22 protein-coding genes and 1 other RNA gene are annotated in these 23944 nt (G+C 65.0%); 3 read left to right on the top strand and 20 right to left on the bottom strand.

All coding sequences use genetic code 11. From position 1 onward, the window contains the following. Window positions 1-80: 80 nt before the first annotated feature. The 12 genes from ATE70_RS01015 to dapA all read right to left on the bottom strand — a co-directional run bounded on the left by ATE70_RS01015 (window position 81) and on the right by dapA (window position 13667). The gene (locus ATE70_RS01015; RefSeq protein ID WP_058536103.1) at window positions 81-563 is read right to left on the bottom strand and encodes an SRPBCC domain-containing protein; all 483 of its coding nucleotides are present in this window, start codon (window positions 561-563) and stop codon (window positions 81-83) included. After that, the gene (gene alaS / locus ATE70_RS01010) at window positions 560-3205 is read right to left on the bottom strand and encodes an alanine--tRNA ligase (protein WP_058536102.1); all 2646 of its coding nucleotides are present in this window, start codon (window positions 3203-3205) and stop codon (window positions 560-562) included. The genes ATE70_RS01015 and alaS overlap by 4 nt, the downstream gene beginning before the upstream one ends. Before the next feature lie 72 nt (window positions 3206-3277). Continuing rightward, complete coding sequence (locus ATE70_RS01005) at window positions 3278-3742, bottom strand: hypothetical protein (protein ID WP_231740049.1); 465 nt, start codon at window positions 3740-3742, stop codon at window positions 3278-3280. Window positions 3743-3854: 112 nt separating this feature from the next. Continuing rightward, window positions 3855-4481, bottom strand: a complete 627-nt coding sequence (locus tag ATE70_RS01000) for a glutathione S-transferase family protein (protein WP_058536100.1) — start codon at window positions 4479-4481, stop codon at window positions 3855-3857. Between the two features lie 18 nt (window positions 4482-4499). Further along, the gene (gene speB / locus ATE70_RS00995; protein WP_058536099.1) at window positions 4500-5315 is read right to left on the bottom strand and encodes an agmatinase; all 816 of its coding nucleotides are present in this window, start codon (window positions 5313-5315) and stop codon (window positions 4500-4502) included. Window positions 5316-5459: 144 nt separating this feature from the next. Beyond that, a complete protein-coding gene (gene recA, locus ATE70_RS00990) occupies window positions 5460-6539 on the bottom strand; it encodes a recombinase RecA (protein WP_058536098.1) in 1080 nt (359 codons plus the stop codon). 180 nt (window positions 6540-6719) lie between these two features. Further along, on the bottom strand, window positions 6720-7073 hold the full coding sequence (locus ATE70_RS00985) for a response regulator (protein ID WP_058536097.1): 354 nt from the start codon (window positions 7071-7073) through the stop codon (window positions 6720-6722). Then, window positions 7063-9429, bottom strand: a complete 2367-nt coding sequence (locus ATE70_RS00980) for a hybrid sensor histidine kinase/response regulator (protein ID WP_058536492.1) — start codon at window positions 9427-9429, stop codon at window positions 7063-7065. The genes ATE70_RS00985 and ATE70_RS00980 overlap by 11 nt, the downstream gene beginning before the upstream one ends. A 106-nt stretch (window positions 9430-9535) precedes the next feature. Next, window positions 9536-11593, bottom strand: a complete 2058-nt coding sequence (locus ATE70_RS00975; protein ID WP_156419573.1) for a M13 family metallopeptidase — start codon at window positions 11591-11593, stop codon at window positions 9536-9538. Window positions 11594-11689: 96 nt separating this feature from the next. Then, window positions 11690-12301, bottom strand: a complete 612-nt coding sequence (locus tag ATE70_RS00970) for a DUF2062 domain-containing protein (RefSeq protein ID WP_156419572.1) — start codon at window positions 12299-12301, stop codon at window positions 11690-11692. Continuing rightward, a complete protein-coding gene (gene smpB / locus ATE70_RS00965; protein ID WP_058536096.1) occupies window positions 12298-12783 on the bottom strand; it encodes an SsrA-binding protein SmpB in 486 nt (161 codons plus the stop codon). The genes ATE70_RS00970 and smpB overlap by 4 nt, the downstream gene beginning before the upstream one ends. An 8-nt stretch (window positions 12784-12791) precedes the next feature. Further along, the gene (dapA, locus tag ATE70_RS00960; protein WP_058536095.1) at window positions 12792-13667 is read right to left on the bottom strand and encodes a 4-hydroxy-tetrahydrodipicolinate synthase; all 876 of its coding nucleotides are present in this window, start codon (window positions 13665-13667) and stop codon (window positions 12792-12794) included. A 100-nt stretch (window positions 13668-13767) separates the two neighbouring features. Here dapA and ATE70_RS00955 point away from each other — a divergent pair, with 100 nt between their 5' ends. The 3 genes from ATE70_RS00955 to ATE70_RS00945 all read left to right on the top strand — a co-directional run bounded on the left by ATE70_RS00955 (window position 13768) and on the right by ATE70_RS00945 (window position 17063). Further along, window positions 13768-15798, top strand: coding sequence for a lytic transglycosylase domain-containing protein (locus tag ATE70_RS00955; RefSeq protein ID WP_058536094.1), 2031 nt, complete (start codon window positions 13768-13770; stop codon window positions 15796-15798). A 6-nt stretch (window positions 15799-15804) separates the two neighbouring features. Further along, window positions 15805-16293, top strand: a complete 489-nt coding sequence (greB, locus tag ATE70_RS00950) for a transcription elongation factor GreB (protein WP_058536093.1) — start codon at window positions 15805-15807, stop codon at window positions 16291-16293. A gap of 161 nt (window positions 16294-16454) precedes the next feature. Beyond that, window positions 16455-17063 (top strand): hypothetical protein, encoded by a 609-nt coding sequence (locus ATE70_RS00945; protein ID WP_156419571.1) that lies wholly within the window; start codon window positions 16455-16457, stop codon window positions 17061-17063. Between the two features lie 149 nt (window positions 17064-17212). Here ATE70_RS00945 and ATE70_RS24625 read toward each other — a convergent pair whose 3' ends face one another. From ATE70_RS24625 to ATE70_RS00915, 8 genes are all read right to left on the bottom strand, one after another. Then, window positions 17213-17368, bottom strand: coding sequence for a hypothetical protein (locus ATE70_RS24625; RefSeq protein WP_156419570.1), 156 nt, complete (start codon window positions 17366-17368; stop codon window positions 17213-17215). Window positions 17369-17445: 77 nt separating this feature from the next. Continuing rightward, window positions 17446-17834: RNase P RNA component class A (rnpB, locus tag ATE70_RS03200), an RNA gene on the bottom strand. A 41-nt stretch (window positions 17835-17875) separates the two neighbouring features. After that, window positions 17876-18565, bottom strand: a complete 690-nt coding sequence (locus ATE70_RS00940) for an N-acetylmuramoyl-L-alanine amidase (RefSeq protein WP_058536091.1) — start codon at window positions 18563-18565, stop codon at window positions 17876-17878. 78 nt (window positions 18566-18643) lie between these two features. Then, window positions 18644-19501 carry a CheR family methyltransferase gene (locus ATE70_RS00935; protein ID WP_058536090.1) on the bottom strand — a complete coding sequence of 286 codons (858 nt, stop codon included), beginning with the start codon at window positions 19499-19501 and terminating at the stop codon, window positions 18644-18646. Further along, a complete protein-coding gene (cheB, locus tag ATE70_RS00930) occupies window positions 19498-20559 on the bottom strand; it encodes a chemotaxis-specific protein-glutamate methyltransferase CheB (protein WP_269433250.1) in 1062 nt (353 codons plus the stop codon). Before cheB ends, ATE70_RS00935 begins: the two co-directional genes overlap by 4 nt. A 61-nt stretch (window positions 20560-20620) precedes the next feature. Further along, entirely contained in the window at window positions 20621-20995 is a 375-nt protein-coding gene (locus tag ATE70_RS00925) for a response regulator (RefSeq protein WP_039575078.1), read from the bottom strand. A gap of 76 nt (window positions 20996-21071) precedes the next feature. Further along, window positions 21072-21509 carry a chemotaxis protein CheW gene (locus ATE70_RS00920; RefSeq protein ID WP_058536088.1) on the bottom strand — a complete coding sequence of 146 codons (438 nt, stop codon included), beginning with the start codon at window positions 21507-21509 and terminating at the stop codon, window positions 21072-21074. After that, on the bottom strand, window positions 21506-23929 hold the full coding sequence (locus tag ATE70_RS00915) for a chemotaxis protein CheA (protein WP_231732547.1): 2424 nt from the start codon (window positions 23927-23929) through the stop codon (window positions 21506-21508). The genes ATE70_RS00920 and ATE70_RS00915 overlap by 4 nt, the downstream gene beginning before the upstream one ends. Between the last annotated feature and the right edge of the window lie 15 nt (window positions 23930-23944).

Here is a 23944-nt window from a genome sequence, read left to right as displayed (position 1 = left end):
AGCGAAGTCGAGACACCCATCGGGGTGGCGCCGTACTGACGGGCATCTCGACTTCGCTCGATGCGGGCGGAAACGGGCAGTTACTTAGCCGCTTCCACCACCCCCGCCAAATTCGCCAGCGAGCTATTCAACCCCTCGACATGATCCTTCGCCGAAATTCCCGGCGGCACATGATGCGCGTCGATCGTGACCAGCGTGCCGCCGCTCTGCCGCGACAGATACCAGTGCATCTCCATCGTCCCCGAAAAGCGCGGATCGTCGGACTCGAATTCGACCTGCCACACCACCAGCCGCCCGTCGTCGAGTGTCGGAATATAGACTTCCACAACGTCGCTATCGTCGTCGCTCTTGGTCTCGACATCGGCGTCGTCGAAAGTCAGCCGCATCAAAAAGCCGCCGCCTGCGCGCAGGTCGACGTGCTCGAACGTCCCCGTCGCCCCCTCGGGCGGCAACCATATCGCGAGCTTCGCCGCGCTCGTGAACGCCGAAAAGACATCGACCAGCGGCGCGGCGATCAGCCGTTCGGCATGATCGATGCGCCGCGTCTTCTTGGTCGGTTTCAAGCGAGCGCGGCTTTGACCGCCGCGACGGCGTCGTTCGCTGCGCCGCCGTCGGGTCCGCCGCCCTGCGCCATGTCGGGCCGCCCGCCGCCGCCCTGCCCGCCAAGCGCCGCAACCGCGGCCTTGACGAGGTCGACGGCGCTGAGGCTGCCCGTCTTGTCGTCGGTCACACCAACCGCGACCGAAGCGCGCCCGTCGTTGACCGCGACCAGCATCGCGACGCCACTGCCGACCTGCTTCTTCAGCCCGTCGACCGTGCCGCGCAGGTCCTTCGGATCGAGCCCGTCGACAACCTGCGCCAGGAACGCCGTATCGCCGACCTGCTCGACCGCCGGACCAGCCGCCGCGCCGCCACCGCCGCCCATCGCGAGCGCCTTTTTCGCATCGGCCAGTTCGCGCTCGGCCTTCTTGAGCGCCTCGGCGAGCTGCGCAACACGCGCCGGCACATCGTCGGGCGAGGTCTTGAGCGCCGCCGCCGCCGCCTTGAGCGCCTCGTCGCGGCCGTTCAGCCACTGGCGCGCGGCATCGCCGGTCAGCGCCTCGATGCGCCGCACGCCCGAAGACACCGCAGTCTCGCTGATGATCTTGAACAGCGCGATGTCGCCCAATGCCCGCACATGCGTGCCGCCGCACAGCTCGACCGAATAGCTATGATCGTCCGCCGCCCCCATGCTGAGCACGCGCACCTCGTCGCCATATTTCTCGCCGAACAGCGCCAGCGCGCCCGCCGCGACGGCGTCGTCCGGCGTCATCAGCCGCGTCGTCACCGCTTCATTGCCACGAATCTGCGCGTTCACATCCGCCTCGACGTCGGCGATCTCTTCGGCGCTCAATGCCTTGGGATGCGAAAAGTCGAAGCGGAAGCGGTCTTCGGCGACCAAACTGCCCTTCTGCGTGACATGCCCGCCCAGCCGATTGCGCAGCGCCGCATGCACGAGGTGCGTCGCGCTGTGATTGGCGCGAATGCGGTCGCGCCGCGCGGCATCAACCGACAACTGGACCGTATCGCCGACCTTCAGGCTGCCGGCCTCCAGCTTCGCCGTATGCGCATGCAGCCGTCCGAGCGGTTTGCCGGTGTCGCTGACCGAAGCCTTGGCGCCTTCGAGCGTCGCGAGCGTGCCCGCGTCGCCCATCTGGCCGCCGCTCTCGCCATAAAAGGGCGTCTGGTTGGTCAGAACGACCAGCTCGTCACCCGCCTTGGCTTCGTCAACGGGCAGGCCGTCTTTGACGAGCGCGATGACCTGCCCCTCGCCCGCGGTAGCGCCATAGCCGGTGAATTCGGTGCTGCCATTGGCTTCGGCGAGGTCGAACCAGATTTCCTCCGACGCCTTCTGCCCGCTGCCCTTCCACGCCGCGCGCGCCGCCGCCTTCTGCTGCGCCATCGCAGCATCGAACCCGGCGCGGTCGACCGCGATGTCCTGCGTGCGCAGCGCATCCTCGGTCAGATCGTAAGGGAAGCCGAAGGTGTCGTAGAGTTTGAACGCAACATCGCCGGGCAGCGTCGCACCCGCGCTCATGCCGGCCGTCGCCTCGTCGAGCAGGCGCAATCCCTTGTCGAGCGTCTGACGGAACTTCGTTTCCTCGCGCTCCAATGTCTCGGCAATCAGCGGCTGCGCGCGGATCAGCTCGGGATAGGCGGCGCCCATCTCGGCGGTCAGCGACGGCAGCAGCCGGTACATCAGCGGATCCTTGGCGCCGAGCAGATGCGCATGGCGCATCGCGCGGCGCATGATCCGGCGCAGCACATAGCCGCGGCCTTCGTTCGACGGCAGCACACCGTCGGCGACGAGGAAGCTCGACGCGCGAAGATGGTCGGCGATCACGCGGTGGCTCGCTTGGCTTCCGCCCTCGGCCGGCACCCCGGTCAGGTCGACCGACGCCGCGATCAGCGCCTTGAACGTGTCGGTGTCGTAATTGTCGTGGACGCCCTGCAGCACCGCCGCGACGCGCTCCAGCCCCATGCCGGTATCGATGCTCGGGCGCGGCAGGTCGACGCGGTCGCCGGGTCCGCGCTGGTCATACTGCATGAACACCAGGTTCCAGATTTCGACGAAGCGGTCGCCGTCTTCCTCGGGCGATCCCGGGGGGCCGCCCCAGATATGGTCGCCATGGTCATAGAAGATTTCGCTGCACGGCCCGCACGGACCCGTGTCGCCCATCGACCAGAAATTGTCGCTCGTCGCGATGCGGATGATCCGCTCTTCGGGCAGGCCCGCGATCTTCTTCCACAGGTCGAACGCCTCATCGTCGGTGTGATAGACGGTGACGGTCAGCCGCTCGGGCGCCAGCCCCCAGGTCTTGGTGACCAAAGTCCAGGCGTGATGGATCGCCTGCTCCTTGAAATAGTCGCCGAAGGAGAAATTCCCCAGCATTTCAAAGAAGGTATGATGCCGCGCGGTGAAGCCGACATTGTCGAGGTCGTTATGCTTGCCGCCGGCGCGCACGCATTTCTGCGACGACGCCGCGGTGCTGTACGGGCGCTTCTCCAACCCCGTGAAGACATTCTTGAACGGCACCATCCCCGCGTTGACGAACATCAACGTCGGGTCGTTGTACGGCACCAGCGGCGCCGACGGTTCGATATGGTGGCCGGTCCCCGCAAAATAGTCGAGGAACGAGCGGCGAATGTCATTGGTCGATGTCATGCGCGCGAATTAGGGATTTTGCGGCGATGCGACAAGCCGGTTCGTGTCGATGACGATCATCGGGGCAATCGGTCAGAAGTTTGTCGCGATCCCCTTGCCCAGATAGCAGGGCAGTTCGCGCAGCACATCGGCTTTGGGAACCCCGTCTTCGATCAGGTTGGCGGGCACTTCGGAGGTGTCGGTCCGCACCACCGTCCAGCCCGCAACCGGCGTCGCGCGGTGGACGACGACATAACCGCAATCCATCGTCTTGTCCGGGCGATCGCCGCGAAAATCGAAGGCGGCGTAGAGCCCGGCGGGCTGGCCCGCGGGGTCGAGATACCAGCTGAGGCGCAAGATGCGGATCGTGCCGTCGGCCCACAGCCCCGCACGCTTGCGCTGGTTCATTTCCCATTCGAGCCGCGGGTTCGACGCCTGGAACGAAAGGCGCAGCATTGCATAGGCGCTAGCATAATCGCGCTTCGCCAGCGCCATCGTATAGGCGGCGAGACGATCGATTGCGCCTTCCTCGTCGGCCGGGGTGGGCGCGAAGGTCACGCCTTCGGGCGCGGTGACCTCGCGCTCGACTTCAGGAGCGACTACCGGCGGCGCAGCAAATGCCGCGGAAGCAGAGGTGAGTAAAGCAACGGCCGCCAGCAGAGGCCGGCAATCAATAACCATAATAGGCGCCGCCCTTTTCGCGCGCGCGCTGCCAGGCGGGGCGGACGTGACACGCGTTCACGAACGCCGCGAGCTTCGGATAACGCGGCGCCATGCCCTGCATGATCGCGATTTCGGCGGGGAAACTCAGCATGATGTCGGCCGCCGACAGGCTGTCGCCGATGAAATGCCCATTTTCGCCGACGCGGCTTTCCATATAGGCGAAATGCGAATCGAGCTGCTGCGAAATGCGCGGCTCGATCGGCGCGGCGGCTTCGCCAAGGCGCGCGGTGTAGATGCGCAGCAGGATCGGCGTCATCGCCGACCCTTCGGCGAAATGCAGCCATTCGAGGTGGCTGATATGATCGTCGCTGCCGCGTTCGGGAACCAGCGCGCCGCCGCCATGCCGCTCGCACAAATATTCGGTGATCGCGCCCGATTCGGTGATGACGCGGCCGTCGTCCTCGATCACCGGAGACTTGCCGAGCGGATGGACCGCGATCAGTTCGGGCGGCGCGAGGTTGGTGGCCGGATCGCGATCGTAAAATTGGATCTCGTACGGCGCACCGATCTCCTCGAGCAGCCACAGGATGCGCTGCGAGCGGCTGTTGTTCAGATGATGGACGATCAGGCTCATGGCGCTCTCCTCGAAGGGTCAATTCTTGTAAGTACCGTTGCGGTCGATCAGCGCCGCCAGTTCGCGCACCAGCTTGGCGCCAAGGATCGCGGTGACATCGCCGATATCGCGGCCGGGATGAAGTTCGACGATATCGGCGCCGACGATCGGCGCCGTCTGCTTGTGTAATACGGCAAGCATCTCGCGTACCGTCAGCCCGCCCGGCTCGGGATGCGCGACGCCGGGCGCCGCCGACGGGTCGAGCCCGTCGAGATCGATCGAGATATAGAGCGGTCCATCGAGCACCGGCACGGTATCCGCGGTAAAACCGGCCATCGGGATAATCTCGACCCCGAAGCGCGCCGCCTGTTCGCGGCAATGATTGTTGAGCGTGCGGATGCCGACCTGCACCAGCCGCTTGGCGTGCCCCGCCTCGCAGATGCGAGCGAAGGGCGACGCGTGGCTGCGCGGATTGCCCGCGAAATCGTCGTAAAGATCGGGATGCGCGTCGAAATGCAGGATATCGACCGGTCCGAAGCAGGTCGCTGCGGCTTCGACGAGCGGGAAGGTCACAGCATGATCGCCGCCGAGTGCGAGCGGAACTTCTCCATCTTCGCGCACAATGGCCAGATAGCGGCGGATCGCCGCGTCGTCGCTCGACGTGTCTTCGGTCAGCGGCAGGTCGCCGTCGTCGGTGAGCGCGATGTCGGTGCCGATTTCGGGGCCGAGCTCGCTCGCCATATTGCCGCGGTCGCTCCACAGCGCAGCGCGGATCGCGGCGGGGCCGGCGGCGGCGCCGCGTTCGAAGCTGCTGTTGATGTCGGTGGGAAGACCGAAGAGGCGGATCGCGGGCATGGCGCGTTGTACCCGCTTGCGGCCACCAGGCAAGGATCAACGGCAGGCGGGCCGACCTGTGGGGAGAGTATACAGGTCCAAGGGGCATTGGGGCCCGCCGCCGTTAGCCGGCCGGTCCGCCGAAGCGAACCGGCCGGATGGCTATCAATTGTCGTCGTCGCCCTCGTCGTCGGGGCCGGCCATCATTTCTTCGGCGACCGCCTCGGTCCGGCCGCGGATTGCGGTTTCGAGCCGGTCCATCAGTTCGGGATTGTCCTTGAGGAAGGTTTTCGAATTTTCGCGGCCCTGCCCGATGCGGATCGAATCATAGCTGAACCAGGCGCCCGATTTCTCGACGATGCCGGCCTTGACGCCCAGATCGAGGATCTCGCCGATCTTCGAAATGCCCTGTCCGTACATGATGTCGAATTCGACCTGCTTGAACGGCGGCGCGACCTTGTTCTTCACCACCTTCACGCGCGTGGTATTGCCGACGATCTCGTCGCCATTCTTGATCTGGCCGGTACGGCGGATGTCGAGGCGGACCGACGCGTAGAATTTGAGCGCGTTGCCGCCGGTCGTCGTTTCGGGGTTACCGTACATCACGCCGATTTTCATGCGCAGCTGGTTGATGAAGATCACCATGCAGCGCGAGCGGCTGATCGAGCCGGTGAGCTTGCGCAGCGACTGCGACATCAAACGTGCCTGAAGCCCGACGTGGCTGTCGCCCATTTCGCCTTCGATTTCGGCGCGCGGAACGAGCGCGGCGACCGAATCGACGACGAGCACGTCGATCGCGTTCGAACGCACCAGCGTGTCGACGATTTCGAGCGCCTGTTCACCCGTGTCGGGCTGCGACACGATGAGTTCGTCGATGTTGACGCCGAGCTTGCGGGCATAGACGGGGTCGAGCGCATGTTCGGCGTCGACGAAGGCGACGGTGCCGCCGCCCTTCTGCGCTTCGGCGAGCGTGTGCAGCGCGAGCGTCGTCTTGCCCGAGCTTTCGGGGCCATAGATTTCGATGACGCGGCCGCGCGGCAGGCCGCCGACGCCGAGCGCGATGTCGAGGCCGAGCGAGCCGGTCGAGATCGACTCGACCTGCATCGTTTCCTTCGAGCCCAATTTCATTACCGAGCCCTTGCCGAACGCGCGATCGATCTGCGCGAGCGCGGCGTCGAGCGCCTTCTGCCTGTCCGTGTTGTTCACTGATTTCCCCGATTCGACGAGTGACAATTGTCCGGCCATTTGCCGTCCTTTCCAGCTCTAGAGCGACAGCAGAAGCATCGCAACGCCGGAACTATGTGCCACATTTGTTCTCATGGAACAAGTAGGGAACAAATTATTTTCGTCGTCGCCGCGAAGGCAGGGGCCGCAATCGACTTTACGCAAGGTTGCCAGCGGCCCCCGCCTTCGCGGGGGCGACGGTCAATCAGAACCAAACTCGTCCAGTGCCGCCTCGATATCGCTGATCCGGAACGGCTTGGTGATCAGCTTGCGATGCGCGTGCGCGGCCGGAATGACGTCGCCGCCCCCCGAGGTGAAGGCAAAGGGAATGCCGCGTTCGGCGAGCGCGTCGGCGACCGGCCAGCCTTTTTCCTCGCCGAGGTTGATATCGACGAGGGCGCCGGCCAGCGGCTCGGCCGCAATCAGCGCCAGCGCCTCTTCGTTGCTTGTCGCCTGCGCGGGTTCGGGAAGGTCGAGCGCGTCGAACATGTCGGCGAGCATCATGCCGATCAGCACATCGTCCTCGACGAGCAGGATGCGGTTATTACTGGCCATTGGACACCCGATGCGCAGCCTCGTCGAGCGCCGCCGACGTCGCCTCGGCGAGTTGTGCGACCGAAAAAGGTTTCGGCAGGAAGGCGACATCGTCGATGTCGATCGACTGGCGGAGCTGCTCCTCGGCATAGCCCGACATGAACAAGACCGGCAGGTCGGGCCGCTTGGCACGCATCGCGCGCACCATCGCCGGACCGTCCATCGTCGGCATCACAACGTCGCTGATGATCAAATCGACCTTCTCCATTTGCGCAAAACGCTCAAGCCCCTCCTCGCCCTGCGAGGCGGTGACGACGCTATAACCCGCGCGGGTCAATGCGCGTTCCGCAACCGCACGCACCATATCCTCATCCTCGACGAGCAGGATCGTTCCGGTGCCCCACTGGCTCTTCTTGGGCTTGGCGGGCGGCGGCACGACGACGGGGGCATCGCCCTCGGCACGGTGGACGGGCAGATAGATAAAGAAGCTCGTCCCCTGCCCCGGCTTGCTTTCGGCGAAGATATAGCCTGCCGATTGCTTGATGATCCCATAGACGGTCGAGAGCCCGAGCCCGGTCCCCTTGCCGACATCCTTCGTCGTAAAGAAAGGCTCGAAAATCTTGGGCAGCACATCGGCGGGAATGCCGGTGCCGGTGTCGCTGACTTTCAACGCGCAATAATCAGCGGGCGGCATGAATTCATTGCCCATCTGCCGGACGTCGGCGGCCGACACCGGATAGGTTTCCATGGTCAGCGTCCCGCCGCCCGGCATCGCGTCGCGCGCATTGACCGCAAGGTTGATGATGACCTGTTCGAGCTGCCCCGGATCGGCGCGCACCGCGCCAAGGCCGCGGCCGTGATGCACTGCCAGTTGGACCGTCTCACCGATCAGGCGTTTCAAGAGATGCGACACTTCGGAAATCACATCGGGCAGTTGCAAGATCTGCGGGCGCAACGTCTGCTGCCGCGAGAAGGCGAGCAATTGCCGCGTCAGGCTGGCGGCGCGATTGGCGTTGCTGCGGATCTGCTGGATATCGTCATAGTCGCTGTCGCCCGGCGTATGGCGCATCAGCATCAGATCGCACGCGCCGAGAACGGCGGTCAGGATATTGTTGAAATCATGCGCGACGCCGCCGGCGAGCTGACCGACCGCCTGCATCTTCGACGCCTGCGCCACCTGCTGTTTCAGGCGCGATTCCTCGCTCGAATCCTTGAGGCTCAGCAGCACCGCAGCCTCACCCAGTCCGCGCACGCCAACGATCCGCATCGACACCGGATCGCCGCTTTGCCCCGCGAGCCGGATCGAGAGGTCACCGCCGACCTGCTGCCCGCTGCTGTGACGGCGGATCATATCAGCGAGCGCGCCCTTGTCCTCACCGACGACGATGTCGCCCGGATAACGCGGCATCTTGCCTTCGGGAAGATTAGCTGCCCGAACGAATGCCCGGTTCACATAGAGAAAGCGCCCGTCGCGATCGACCATGGCGAGGCCAAAGGGGAGCAACGAGAGCAGGGTTTCGACGTAGGTCTGCGCGGTGCCACGGTCGGTGGGGCCCATTTCCTCGTCGAGCATTGCGAGCAGCATCGGCGTGTTGCTGTCGGCGGGCGCGAGCGGGATCTGGATCAGGCGTACCGGCGTCGCGCGATCGCCCTCGCGCGCGAAATAGAGTGCGCCGGCATCGTCGAGCCGGATCATCGGCGCGACATCGCGGCCGGCATAATGAACCGCATCATCCTCGCCCAGCGCGCGAAGGAGGAACGCCTTGTTCGCGACGCGGAGGCGCCCCTCGGCGCTGACGAGCGCGGCCATCACCCCCGCATGGCCGAGCGTGCGGCCTGCGGGACCGTCGAGATGGCGAAGGATTTCCGAAACGAGGTCGAGCCGCTCGATCGCCGAGAAGCGCCAGACGAGATAATCCTCCGACTGCCCCGTGCGCGTCACCTGCGCGCGCAGTTGCAGCGGGCCGACCGCGATATCGTCGACGGACCCTTCGCCGTCGCGCCAGGCGATGCGGCCGGCATTTTTCAGCAGTTCGGCGCCGCGCCCTTCGAGCGGCAGGCCGGGCGGCGTGACGAAGCCGCCCATCCAGGTGCCGAACAGATCGTTCGCGCAGACCATCCGGCCGCCGCGATCGGTAACCGCAATCGCGACATCGTCGTGATTCACCGCCTGACGCAGCATCGTCCAGTCGGGCGCGACCGCCTCGCCCGTCACCGCCGCCGGGAACAGCCGGCGCGCGAGGAGCACCCCGCCCGCGGCGACCGCAAGCCCGGCGAGGAAACCGACCGCCAATATCGCATCGCGCGTCGCCCAGAACAGCAATGCGGCGGACAGCAAAGCCAGCCCGCCGAGCACTGCCTTGTCGACCGGCGACAGGCCCGCGGGGGCCGATAAAGGCCCGGCGGGCCCCGCCCCCCTGATGACATCACCATCAGCGGAGGACAGGCTTTGCGCGGTCAACGGTTATCTTTCTATTGATGCATCACCAGATGCGGACGCGGTCTTTCGGCTCGAGATAGAGCTTCTGACCCTGCTTGATCTGATAGGCCTTATACCACGGGTCAAGATTGCGCGAGACCCAAGTCCGCTGGATCGACGGTGAATGCGGATCGGTCGTGATGCGCTGCGACAGATTCTGCTCGCGATAGTTGCGCCGCCACACCTGCGCCCAGCCGAGGAAGAAGCGCTGGTCACCCGTCAGCCCGTCGATCACCGGCGCTTCCTTGCCGCCGAGCGACTTCTTGTACGCGTCATAGGCGATCGTCAGGCCGGCGAGATCACCGATATTCTCGCCGAGCGTGAAGGTGCCGTCGAGCTTTTCGCCGGGAAGCACTTCATAGGCATCATATTGCGCGATCAGCGCTTTGCCCGCGGCCTCGAACGCGGCGACGTCGGCGGGGGTCCACCAGTCGGCGAGCTTGCCCGTCTCGTCATATTTCGCGCCCTGATCGTCGAAGTGATGGCTGATCTCGTGCCCGATCACCGCACCGATGCCGCCATAGTTGACCGCGGCGTCGGCGTGCGGATCGAAGAAGGGCGGCTGCAGAATCGCGGCGGGGAAGACGATCTCGTTCATCCCGAAATTGGCGTAGGCGTTGACCTCCATCGGGGTCATCCCCCATTCCCAGCGGCGGATCGGCCCGCCGAGGCGGCCGACATTGTCGTCGTGCGCGAACTGGTTGGCGCGCAGCTGGTTGCCGAACAGGTCGTCGCCGCGGATTTCGAGCTTGCTATAATCCTTCCAGCGGTCGGGGTAGCCGATTTTGGTCGTGAAGTTGGCGAGCTTCTTCTTCGCCTTCACCTTCGTCCCGGGCTGCATCCACGTCAGCTTGCCGATGCGCGTGTCGAGCGCGGCGAGCACATTCTTGACGAGCACGTCCATCGCCGCCTTGGTTTCGGGCGGGAAATATTTCGCGACATAATCCTGGCCGACGGCCTCACCCATATTGTTGGTGGTGAAGTCGACCGCGCGCTTCCAGCGCTCCTGCATCTGCGGGGTGCCCGACAGCGCGGTGCTATAGAAGGAGAAGGCTTCCTGCGCGACCGCGTCGGGCAGCACGCCCGCGAAGCCGTCGAGGCTGCGCACCAGCAGCGCGTCGCGGATCACGCCGATCGGCGCGTCGGCGAGCAGCTTGGCCTCGCCGGTGAAGGCGCTCGGCTGCGACACGAGGATCGAATCCTCATTGACGCCGATGCCGCGGATGAACGCCTGCCAGTCGAAGCCCGGCGCCGCCTTCGCAAGCTCGGCGATCGTCATCTTGTTATAGACTTTGGTCGCGTCGCTGCTGTCGTTCTTGTCCCAGTGGACGGTCGCGATCTGCTTTTCGAAATCATAGATCGCCTTGGCGCGCGCCGGCGCATCCTTTTCGCCCGCGAGCGTCAGGACATTTTCGAGGTGCTTCAGATAGGCGGCCTGCAGCTTGGTATTGCGTTCGCCGTCCTTCAGATAGAAATCGCGGTCGGGCATGCCGATGCCGCCCTGGAACATCGTGTAGATATAGACGTCGGGGTTCTTGTCGTCCTGGCCGACATAGCCGCCGAAGAAATGCTGGATGCCGCTGCGGTCGGCCTCGGACAGCAGCTTCGCGAGGCCCGCCTTGTCGACGGCGCGGACCTTGGTCAGCCACGGCTGGATCGGCGCGAGGCCCTTCGCCTCGACGGCGGGCGCATCGAGATAGGATGAGTAAGCGCGGCCGATCATGCTGTTCGGATCGCCCTTTGCGACGTCGAGGATTTCGCGCGTGCGCTTCTGCGACAGATCGGCGAGCGCGGTGAACATGCCATAGTTCGACTTGTCGGCCGGGATCTGTGCGTTCTTCGCCCAGGTGCCGTTGGCATAGGCATAGAAGTCGTCGCCCGGTTGGACGGTCTTGTCCATGCCGGTGAGGTCGAAACCGAAATCGCCGATCTCGGGCTTTGCCGTCGTTTCGGTGGCGGGCGCAGTGGCGGCCTTTTCCTTGGCGGTCGCCGGAACGGCGGCGAGCATCAATGCGCCAAGCGCGGCGGTCGCCATCAGGCGCGAAGAAATATGCAGAGTCATGATATTCCCCAGTTTTCGATATGAAGCGAAAATCCACGCCGCGCTGGCACGGCGCAGATTAGCGATGCGACAGCTATACGCTTGCTATTTGGGGGTTCAACCGGCCGCGGTGTCGCTGGTCGATGCCTCATGTCGTTGGTCGCGCGCCCGCGCCAGTTTGCGCCGCCAGCGAAGGCGAATCCAATTGTCCCAGAAGATCGACGCCAAGACATAGCCTATGATCGCCGACACCAGCGAAATGACGAACAGTCCGGCGAGCATCGCGGGCGCAGCGTCCGAAAAGACCCAGCGCGCCCATTCGCCCGCCGACGCGCCATGCTCGATCATCGCCGAAAAGGTCGCGCTGTTGGCATGGAGCCCGAACAGCCAGTCGCCGAGCCACACCGACGCGAGGATGATGAACGGCGTCGTCACCGGGTTCGACAGGAAGGTCATCGCCGCGCCGATCGGGATATTGGCACGAACGGGCAGCGCGAGCAGCGCCACGCCCAATATCTGCACCCCGGGGATCAGGAAAAAGATGCCGACGAACAGCCCGAGCGCGGTGCCGCGCGGGACCGAGGTGCGGGTGAAGCGCCACAAATGGCTGTGCGCGACCCTATGGGCAAATGGCTTGACGAAACGGCTCGCGAGCAATTCCTCGCGCGTCGGCGAGTTGCGGCGTATCCAGTTCATCACTGCCGCCTTGTCGCGAGGGCTGCCGCTCATCCGCGGTCCTTCATCAACCGCTGCTTGTCGCGCTTCCAGTCGCGTTCCTTGATCGACTCCCGCTTGTCGTGCGCCTTCTTGCCCTTCGCGATCGCCAGTTCGACCTTGGCGCGGCCGCGGCTGTTGAAATAGATGGACAGCGGGACAAGCGTCATCCCCTGCCGCGCGACCGCGGCGTGCATCTTGTTGATCTCGCGGCCGCTGAGCAACAGCTTACGCGGCCGCTTGGGCTCATGATTGTGCCGGTTGCCGTGGCTGAATTCCGGGATGTTGCTGTTCACCAGCCACACCTCATGCCCCTTCACTTCGGCATAGCTCTCGGCAATCGTGCCTTCGCCGAAGCGCAGCGATTTGACCTCGGTCCCTTGCAACGCAATGCCCGCCTCGAACACTTCGTCGATGGCAAAGTCGAACCGCGCGCGCCGGTTCTCGGCGACGACCTTCTTCTTGTCGAATTCGGCGGCAGACTGGGGACGAGCCATGGCGGGACCTAGATTACTCCGGCCGCGGACAGCGCGGCATCGACGGCGGCGCGCGATGCTTCGTTCGCCGCGATGATAGGTAGGCGCACTTCGGGCGAAAACCAGTCGTGGATACGCGACAGCGCATATTTAACCGGTCCCGGCGAGGTGTCGGAGAACATCGCCTTGTGCAGATCGAACAGCCGGTCGTGCAGCACCAGCGCGCGCGTCCAGTCGCCCGCGGCGGCGGCGGCGGCGAAATCGGCACACAGACGCGGTGCGACATTGGCGGTGACCGAGATGCAGCCCGCGCCACCTAGCACGGCGTGCGGCAGCCAGAGATCGTCGTTGCCCGAAAGCTGGCAGAAGTCCTTGCCGGCGCCCGCACGGTGGATGGTCACACGCGCCAGATCGCCGCTCGCATCCTTGATTGCGACGACGCTCGGGATTTCGGCGAGCTTGCACATCGTCTCGGCGCTGATGTCGGCGACGGTGCGGCTGGGGACGTTATAGACGACGATCGGCAGGTCGCTCGCGTCGGCGAGCGCCTGAAAATGCGCGATCATGCCGGCCTGGCTCGGCCGGTTGTAGTAGGGCGCGACGATCAGCGCCGCGGTCGCGCCGGCCGCCTGCGCATGGCGCATATGCCGGATGGCTGTCGCGGTGTCGTTCGACCCGCAGCCGGCGATCACGGGAACGCGTCCCGCCGCCGCCTCGATGCAGCTGTCGATCACCTGATAATGTTCGTCGTAGCCGAGCGTCGGGCTTTCGCCGGTCGTACCGCACGGAACCAGCGCGCTGGTCCCTTCTTTGATCTGCCAATCGACAAGGCGTGCGAAGGCCGGAGCGTCGAACGCCCCATCGCGAAATGGCGTCACCAAAGCGGGAATCGAACCCGAAAACATGCTCCGCTCCTTTACAATACCCCGCTGTGACCGATAGAATCCGGCCAGCGCGCCGCTATTGGACGTCTATTCAGCGCCCCGCAAGGAGTTTGGCATTACCATGGCAGCTATGACCTCGCTGACCCGTATCTCCCGCCTCGCGCTCGCCGCGGCCCTCCTCATTCCGACCACCGCCCATGCCAGCGAACTCACTCCCGAACAAATGGCCTGGTATCGCGCGCAGATGGGCTTGGCGGCGACGTCGGGTCCGCCGCCGTCGACCAGTTCGGTCGGCGATGCGGTGATGGAATGGCGGCGGCTGACGGCGAACACCGGCGCCTCGTTCGACCAGCTTTCGCGTTTCCTGATGGCGAACAAGGGATGGCCCGACAACGACAAGATGCGCACGCGCGCCGAAAAGGCCATCTCGCTCGACAGCTACGATCCGCAGCGCACCCTCGCCTATTTCCAGGCTTACCCGCCGCAGACCGCGAGTGGGCAGCTCCGCTATGCACTCGCGCTCAACGCGTCGGGCCGCCGCGAGGACGCCGCCGCGGCGGTTCGCCGCGCGTGGACGAGCGGGCCGCTCGACGATTATGAGACGAGCCGCGCGCTCGCCATGTTCCCCGGCGCGATTACGCCCGCCGACCATGACGCGCGCATGGACCGGCTGCTCTGGCTCGGCGCCACCGCTGCCGCGAGCCGTCAGCTCGCCTATACCTCGTCCGACAAGCGCAACGTGTTCGCGGCGCGGCTTGCGATGCGCAACGCGTCGGTCGACGCGGCGTTTCAGGCATCCGCCGCCGAAAGCGCCAATCCGGCGCTGACCCGCACCGATGCAGGCTATATCACCGACAAGGCGACCTGGCTGCGCAAGGCGGGACGCGTCGGCGAAGCGCGCGCGCTGCTCGCCGCACCGCGCTCGCTGGCGAAGGCGCCGACCGATCCCGAGGAATGGCTCGAAACGCTGCTCACCAACGCGCGGCAGGCGAGCGATGGCGGCGACAAGACCACCGCCTATAATATCGCGCGCCAGCTCGACGACGCCTTCCCACCCGGAACGGTGATCCGCGAGACGTCGCTTGGCGTGCGCGACGATTATACCTCGCTCGCCTGGCTCGCCGGGCAGCTTGCCTATCGCGATCTGCGCCGCCCGGCCGAGGCGGTGCGCCTCTACCGCGCCTATGGCGAAGCCGCACGCTCGGCGCAGACACGCACGAAAGGCTTTTACTGGGCCGGCCGCGCGGCGCTGGCGGCGGGCGACCGCTCGACGGCGAATGCGCATTTCGCCGATGCCGCGCAGCATTATGACCAATTCTATGGCCAGTTGTCGCTTGAGCGGCTGAACCGCCCGCAGCCCAAGCCGACCCCCGATCCGACCATTCAGGTCAGCAATGACGAGCGCCGCGAGTTCGAGGACGACCGGCTGGTGCGCGCCGCGCGCGCGCTCGGCGAAATCGGCGCATGGCGCGAACAGTCGCAGTTCCTGCGCGCCCTCGCGCAACAGGCGACCTCGCCCGCCGACCATGTGCTCGCGGGCAAACTCGCGTCGCAGATCGGACGCCCCGACCTTGGCGTGATGATCGGCCGCAGCGCGCAGGCGAACAGCCTCGATGCGGTCGAGGTGTCGGGTTTCCCGACGGTGCGCGTCCCTGCCGGGCATGAAAGCAACTGGACGTTCATCCACGCGATCACGCGGCAGGAAAGCCAGTTCGACCGGCAGGCGATCAGCCACGCCGGCGCGCGCGGGATGATGCAGTTGATGCCGGGCACCGCACGCGAAGTCGCGGGCAAGCTTGGCATGAGCTACGACGCCGGGTCGCTGACCACCGACACCAATTACAATATGATGCTGGGATCGACCTATTTTCAGCAGATGCTCCGCTATTTCGGCGGCAGCTATCCGCTCGCAGTCGCGGCGTATAATGCCGGTCCGGGCAATGTGAACAAATGGCTGCGCGCCAATGGCGACCCGCGCGGCGGCGGGATCGAAATGGTCGACTGGATCGAAGCGATCCCGATCTTCGAAACGCGCAACTATGTCCAGCGCGTGTTGGAAAATGCCGTCGTCTACGACACGCTGCGCGATGGCAGCGGGTCGCGGCAGCAGGCGCCGCTGAGTTTCTACCTCGGCAAACGCACGCCCGGCTAAATCCGCATGGCGGGGGAGAAGACGAACATCATTTCGCCAGCGGGTTATGCCGCGCTGCGCTCCGAATATGACCTGCTGCTCGGCGACGAGCGGCCGAAGCTCGTCGAGGTGATCAGCTGGGCGGCGGGCAACGGCGACCGCAGCGAAAATGGCGACTATATCTATGGCCGCAAGCGGCTGCGCGAGATCGACCGGCGCCTCTCCTTCCTCGCGCGGCGGATGAAAGCGGCACGCGTCGTCGACCCCGCCGAGCAGCCCGACAAGAGCCGCATCTGGTTCGGCGCCACCGTCGAACTCGCCGACGACGATGACGCGCGGCGCATCGTCACGTTGGTCGGCGACGACGAGGCCGAGGCCGGCGAAGGCCGGATCGGCTGGAACAGCCCCCTCGCCCGCGCGCTGCGCGGCGCCGCGATTGGCGATTTGCGCACGGTGCAGCTGCCCGCGGGACCCAAGGAATGGGAAGTGATAACGGTCAGCTATCCCGCGGCCTGATTTCCGTCTCGCTTCCTGCCTGCACCAAAACTTCGTTCGATGGGGAACGACCCGTTCCACCGGAAGCAGCCGTCCCAAGGTGATATAGTGAATGAAAATAATCTCGCTTCGACGCTTCACAGCGGGCATGAGGAGAGGCTGAATGAAGTGGGGAATGGGCAATGAACAGGGTGCTTTTGGCGATGCTTTCCGCTGCAATGGCCAATTCGGCTGTCGCGCAATCCCCTGCAACTGCCGAGAAGCCGCGCGGCGCTGCCACGCTTGATTGGAACGCAAAGCCCCGTGCGTTCAGCACCAGCGACTACGAACAGCTATTGTCCTGCACACTTTCACGGCACCCGAAAGAGACACGGGGATATGCCGAGTATCATTTGCATTGGCGCGACATTCAAACCCCGGAACAGAATGAGCGCGACCCCAATAGCGAACTGTTGACGCCCGCGTTGGACGGCTGCTTGCAAATGGCAGACGGTGAACCATTTCCTTTCTCGCTCGATCGGTTGATCGCCGATTGGGGACAAGCTCACAGCATGATTGTCGTGGACGCTGCTTCGCTTGCAAGCTGCGCCGCGCGCAACAACAACCTGGCAGCGACCGGTTACGTGGCGGTCGCGAAAGATCCGACCATGAAGGCGAAATCGCTCAACATGATGCAAAGCGCGCTTACAATGCCGCCTTGCAGCCCTGTTAAGCCCTTTTCCGTAAAGCAGAACGAATTGCTTTCGTTGCTCACCAAAGAATTAGCTGCGGCGAACGAACGCGATAATTGAAGACGCTAAGGTAAGCTCGCTCACCACCCCTAAGCCGCCAGCGCCGCGGGCAACGCTCCGCGCGCCGGCACCGGCACCGGCTCGACGCCGGCTATCCGAGGAAGAACTCGCCGGCGCGACCAAGGCGAAATAACGACGAAAGAGAAGTGTCAGGGCTGCAACAGCACCGGGATGATCCAGATCGCGGACATTACGATAATCACCGCGACCAGCGAAAAAGCCAGCACATAGCGGACATTATGCCCTTTGACCCCGCTGCTCGCTTCGGTCTCGGTCACTTCGACATGGTCATCGACGACTTTCATGATGCGCTTCCCTTCCAACTGGTCCGCCTAGAACGCGGCCCAGGCCTTGGGCGTTCCGCCCGGGTATTGGGGAGAGAGGTGCCAGAGGGTCTATAAGCCGGGTTCTGTCCATCCCCTTGCGGGGATTGTGCGATCATTCCTCTAGGCGAACGGTTACCCGAACGCTCAAGCAGTCAACCCGGACGGCTGGGCCGGAATCAGCCCTGAGTTGCCTCGTACCGTCCCTATTCGACCTTGCTCCCGGTGGGGTTTGCCGTGCCGCGCCTGTTACCAGCCGCGCGGTGCGCTCTTACCGCACCCTTTCACCTTTCGCCGGGCCGAAGCCTTTGGCGGTCTGCTCTCTGTGGCACTTTCCCTGAACCTGGCCGAAGCCCGATCCGCCGGACGTTATCCGGCACCGTGATTTCCGTGGAGCCCGGACTTTCCTCCCCTTTCTTGCGAAAGCGGCGATCGCCCGACCCTCTGGCGAAAGCGAGTATAGCCCTCATCGGGCGCTTTGACGAGGAATCAATTGCCTTCGGGCTGAGGCAGCAGCAGCGCGAGCAGGATCGCACGGCATTCGCCGTCGATCGTGCCATCGATGAGTTCGGGACGAAAGCGGCGCTGGAACGCGACGGTCGCCGCGAACCCGTCGGTCACATCGTAACCGAAACGTTCGAGCGCGAGCAGGAAGCCCGCGTCGGTCCACAAGGGATCGGTGAGCTTCTTGGTCGGGCGCGGCAACGCGAGGCGGCGGCGTGCTAGCTCCTCCCACGGAAACAGCTCGCCCGGATCCTGCTTGCGCGTCGGCGCGATGTCCGAATGGCCGATGACATTTCCGCGGGTGACCGAATGCCGGTCCTTGATCTGGTGGACGAGGCGGACGACCGAGGCGACCTGCGGATCGGGGAACGGCACATAGCCCCATTCATGCCCCGGATTGACGATCTCGATCCCGACGCTCGCCGAATTGATGTCGCTGATGCCGCGCCAGTGCGACTTGCCCGCGTGCCAGGCGCGCTTGTCCTCGGGCACCATCTGGGTGATCTGCCCGTCCTCGCTGACGACATAGTGCGCTGAAACCCCGGCTTCGGGATTGGCAAGCCAATCAATGGCTTCGGCACCGCTCTTCATACCGGTATAATGCAGCACGATCATCGAGATGGGCAGCGCGCGCTCGTCGAAATTGGGAGACCAGCGTTCGATAAAATCGCTCATGCGCTCGGGGGACCCGTCCTGTGCTTGCCAAGCCGTCGATTGCGCCAGTGGCGCGCAAAAAGCAAGGCAGAGCCTGTCCTAGGCCGCGGCGGCGCGGCGCCCCTGCTGATCGGCGGGCTCGTAAAGGCCGCGCAGGCGCGGGCTCGCGACGAACTGATCGGTCTGGCCGAGCACCGTTTCCCCCGCACCGAGCACGAGGAAGCTTTGCGGCGCCGCCATCGCGCGGAGCCGCGCAAAGGCTCTCTGCCGCATCGGCGCCGAGAAATAGAGCAGCAGGTTGCGGCAGAAGATCAGGTCGGCGGGGCTCGCCAGCGGCGGCCGGTCGGTGAGCATATTCTGCACCGAAAAATCGACGCGGCGGCGCAGGTCCGCCTTGGCGAGCCATCCGCCCTCGGTCTGGTCGAACCAGCGCACCATGCGCTGCACCGGCAGACCGCGCTGGATCTCGAACTGGCTGTAGAGGCCGACGCGCGCGCGCGAAATCGCATGATAGCTGACGTCAGTGCCGACGATATCGACCTGCCAACCCGCCCATTTTTCGCCTTGCTCGGCGATCAGCATTGCCAGCGAATAGGCTTCCTGCCCCGTCGATACGCCGCAATGCCAGACGGTCAGCCGGCGGCGCAATTTGTTGATTTCGCGAATCTTCTCAAGCGCGGTCGCAGCTATTTCGTCGAACACACTATATTCACGGTAGAAATATGTTTCGTTGTTGAGCATCGCATCGACGGTATCGTCGAGCAATTGCCGACTGTTCGAGGTCACCAGCGCCGCGACGAGCGCATCAAGATCCGCGATACCGTGGCGCTGCATCACGGGCTTCAGCGACATTTCGATCCGCCAGATGCGGTTCGGCGACAGCGTCTGCCCCGTCCGCGATTCGAGCACGCCCATCAGGACGCGGTACGCCGATTCGCTGGCGCTTCCGTCCATCATGGCTTGCGGCGCCCCTGCCCGCGGCCTTGCAGGAAGCTGCCGAGCATCAGCGCGATCGCGTCGGGGTTCAGCGTCGCCGCCGCGATGCCCGCCTTGGCGACCGCGCCCGGCATGCCCCAGATCACGCAGCTTTCAGGCGCCTGCGCGAAAATCGTGCCGCCAGCGTCCTTCAGCCGCGCCGCACCGATCACCCCATCGCGGCCCATGCCGCTGAGGATGACGGCAACCCCGCCCTTGCCATAAATCTCGGCGACCGAATCGAGCATCGGATCGGCCGAGGGGCAGCAGCCATTGTCGACGACACGGTGATCGAGCGCGATTTCGGCTCGGCGCCCATTGGCGACGACGAGCAAATGCGCATCCCCCGGTGCGAGATAGATGCAGCCGCGCTCGACGGCCATTCCGGCTTCGGCAACGCGGACGCGGCGCGTCGTCATCGTCGCGATCTGCTTCGCGTAAAATTCCATGAAGGCGTCGGGCAGATGCTGGGTGAGCAAAATCGGCGCGCTGATCTTGGGATCGAGGTGCGCTAGGAAATTGGCGAAAGCGGGGATGCCGCCGGTCGATGCCGCGACCGCGATGCATTCGATCGGCTGATCGGTATCGATCGCGAAGGCGGCGGGCGCCGGAGCCGGGCGCTCGGCAACGGGGACCGTTGCAGGGAAATCGCGTTGATGGCCGAGCGTCATGATCCGCTCGGTCAGCACTTCGGCGAAACGCCCCGAAAAACTGCCGCGCCCGGGCTTGGCGAGCGTGTCGCTGGCACCGAGCGCGAGCGCGTCGATCGCGGCGGGACCGCCCTCGACGCAGTTCGACGAGAGGATGAGGACGCGCGCCTTTTCGGCGCGCTCCAATATGTGCGGCAGAGCGTCGATGCCGTTCATTCCGGGCATTTCGACGTCGAGCACGACAACATCGACGGGTTCGCGCGCCAGATATTCGAGCGCGTCATGCGCCGAGGCGACCGACGCGCAGATCTTGAGCCCCGGCCGCTGATCGACGATCCGCTCGAGGATGCTGCGAACGACGAGGCTGTCGTCGACGAGCATCACGCGCACGGTGCGGGCGGTTGGCTCTGGATCTTGTATCAGGGGTTGTGGACGGGCCACGTAAAAAACCTCAAGCGATGCCGACGAGTTGCAGCTTTCCTTCGAGCGTTTCGCGGTCGAACGGCTTCATGACATATTCGTCCGCGCCGGCTTCGATCGCGGCGCGGATATGGTCGATGCTGTTTTCGGTCGTGCAGAAAACGACGCGCGGGCGTTCTTCGCGCCCATAGTCGAGATCGTTGAACGCGCCGAGGAACTCCATTCCGCTCATCACCGGCATATTCCAGTCGAGCAGGATGACGTCGGGACGATTGGCGCGGCAGAAGGTCAGCGCCTCCTGCCCGTCAGCCGCCTCTTCGACGGCGAAGGACATGCTTTCAAGGATATGGCGCGCGACCTTGCGAATGACTTTGCTGTCATCGACCACCAGACAAGATTTCGACATTCAGTTAACTCCGACCCCCGGGATTTGGGCATGTTTACGGTGAAGGCGTGTGCAGCCAGTTAATAGACGGCCGAATTCATGCGGCTTTTAAGGCCGGCAGCGTGATAAAGTTCGACGGATCGACGACGAGCAGCGAGCTGCCCTGATGTTCGATCATCGCATCGGCGACGCGCGCCCAGCCGGGGAGCAGCTTTCCGGCGATGCGCGTTTCGGCGGCGTCGATGAAACAGACATCCTCGATCTCGTCGGCGAGCAGCGCATAACCATGCTCGGCTACGTCGACGACGATCACGCGCTGGCCGGGCGCCACCGGCACCGCGGGCAGGCCGATGACGACATGCGGGTCGATGAGGGTGAAGACACGGCTGCGAAGCGCGAAGAGCCCCGCGACATGCGGCGGCGCGGCGGGCACTTCGACGGGCGTGCCGACGGTGACGACCGAATTGATCGCGCGGCTGCGCAAGGCGACGCGCGTGTCGGCGATGCGCGCGATCAGATAGAGTTTGTCCATCATGCGCTCTCTCCCCCGACCTGGCGGCGCAGCGCGTCGAGCAGCGCCTGGCGATCATAACGATAGACGGTTGCGTCTTCGGGCCCCGCGGCCGCGATCGAGGTGCGCAGGCGGATCACCGGCACATCGCCGTCGACATGCCCGCAAGGCTCGCCTTCTTCGGTGAGGCAGAGCAGGACATCGGGCGCTTCATCCGACGCATCGCCCACCATGACGACGCGGTAGCCGGCATTGCGCAGGATCGGAGCAAGGAAATTGCCGCCCCAGCCGTCATGATCGTCGGCAAGGCGGCAGAGCGGCCGGCGCAGCGCGGGCGCGCCGGCGGCATATTGTTCCATCAGCCAGAAGGGATCGATGAGTTCGACAGGATCGCCGCCGACGAGCACGACGCCCGCGATCAGGCCGGGCGCCGCCGACGGCTGCACGGCGTCGGGCAGGCGGACGATGTCGATCACCTCGGCGATCGGATAGCAGAGCACCGAGCGGCCATCGTAGAGGCGAAGGAGCTTCAGCGTTCCCTCGCCGCCCGGCAGCGCCGAGGCATGGACGGGGAAAATATCGTCGCCAATCTGCGCCTGCACCCGGCCCGCGCTTTCGAAAAGCGCCTTTGCCGGAACCTCCTCGACGCGTTCGATCACCGACAGGCGGACGCCGCGGACACGGTTGTTCATATCGCGGAACAGCAGCAACTGCACGGCGTTGCGCGCCGCCGCGGCTTCGGCCTCGGCCTCGGCCATCCGGTCGTGGCTGCGGCCCGTTTCGCTGGCGTCGATCGCCGCCGTGGCCAGCAGACCCTGGACGTCGAGCAACAGGACGGGGCGGCCGTTGTCGGGCAGCGTCGTGCCGGCATAGAGCCCCGTCGCCATGATCATCGGCGCCGCGGGTTTGATCACCAGTTCCTCATGGTCGTGGATCGCCGCTACGCTCAGCGCATAGCTTTGCCCCTGCCCCGGACGCACGATGACGAGCGCGCGGTCGTCGCTGTCGTCGGCCTCGTCGCGCTCGCGGCCCAATATATTTTCAAGGCGAAGCAGTGGAAATTGTTCGCCGCGCACCGTCGCGAGTTCGCCGCCGCCGAGCTGATCGATGCGCACCGTATCGCCATTTTCGAGCAGGATTTCGCGCACCGCGCCGCGCGGTATCGCGAAATATTGTCCCGCCGCGCGGACCATCAGGCCCGAAATGATCGTCAGCGTCATCGGCACGCGGAGCAGGATCGCGAGCCCGCGCCCCTCTTCGTTGCGCAGTTCGACGATGCCGCCGATCTTTTCGACATTCGCCTTGACGATATCCATGCCGACGCCGCGGCCGGAGACCGAGGTGATCTTCGCCGCGGTCGAAAAGCCGGGACGGAAGATCAGGTCGAGCTTGTCCTTGGGCGCCAGCGCGCGCGCCTCGGTCGCGGTCAGGAGGCGCGAGGCGATCGCCTTCGCGGTCAGGGCGTCGGGCGACAGGCCGCGGCCGTCGTCGCGCACTTCGATTTCGATCTGGTTGCCCGACTGGCGCGCCGAGACCGAGATTGTCGCGGTGATGTCCTTGCCCGCAGCGACCCGGTCCTCGAGTGGCTCGATGCCATGATCGATCGCGTTGCGGACGATGTGGATCAGCGGGTCGCGGATATTCTCCATCATCTCACGGTCGAGCTCAACCTCGCCGCCGCTCGTCTGGAAAGCGATCTTCTTGCCCATGTCCTTGGCGAGATCGCGGACGATGCGCGGCAGCGGGGCGAAGAGCTTGTCGATCCGCTGCATGCGCATCTGGCTAACCGACTGGCGCATTCCGGCGATCGAGTCGGAAAGACGATCGAACGAGGCGATGACCGACAGGTCGGCGCCTGATTCGCGCAGCATCCGCGCAAATTCATTACGCGCCAGCACGATGTCGGTGACCCCCGTCATCACGCTGTCGAGCAACGGCAAGGGCACGCGGATCGAGCGCCAGCTTTGCAGTTCGGCGCTGAAATCATCGTCGCGGCGGAGCGGAACACCCGCAACCTCGAACGGCGCATCTTCGGGAATGTCACCGGCGAGCGCGCCGATGACATCGCGGTCATCGCCGGCCGGCTCGACGCCATTCTGGCTCAGCGCCGTGCAAAGGTCGCCCAGCCGGTCGAGGATGCCAAGCACGCCGGTGACGAGCGTGGCGTTCGCCGGGCGGTTGCCGCGCCGTACCTGATCGAGCGCATCCTCGGCGGCATGCGACAAGGCGGTGACGCGCGGCAAGGCCAGAAAGCCCGAGCTGCCCTTGATCGTGTGGACGAGCCGGAAAATGGCGTCGAGCTGCGCGCGGTCGGCGGGGTCTGCCTCCCACGCGACAATGGCCCCGCCGGCTTCGGCAAGGATTTCCGCCGTTTCGGCCAGAAAGTCGTTCAGCAGATCGTCCATCGCGATACCGGTGCGCCCCAAAAACTGAGGTTCGACCATGCCCGACAATGGTTA

Origin of the sequence: Sphingopyxis sp. H053 (assembly GCF_001468225.1) — a bacterium.
Lineage (GTDB): Bacteria > Pseudomonadota > Alphaproteobacteria > Sphingomonadales > Sphingomonadaceae > Sphingopyxis.
This window is presented reverse-complemented; position numbering and strand designations above follow the sequence as displayed.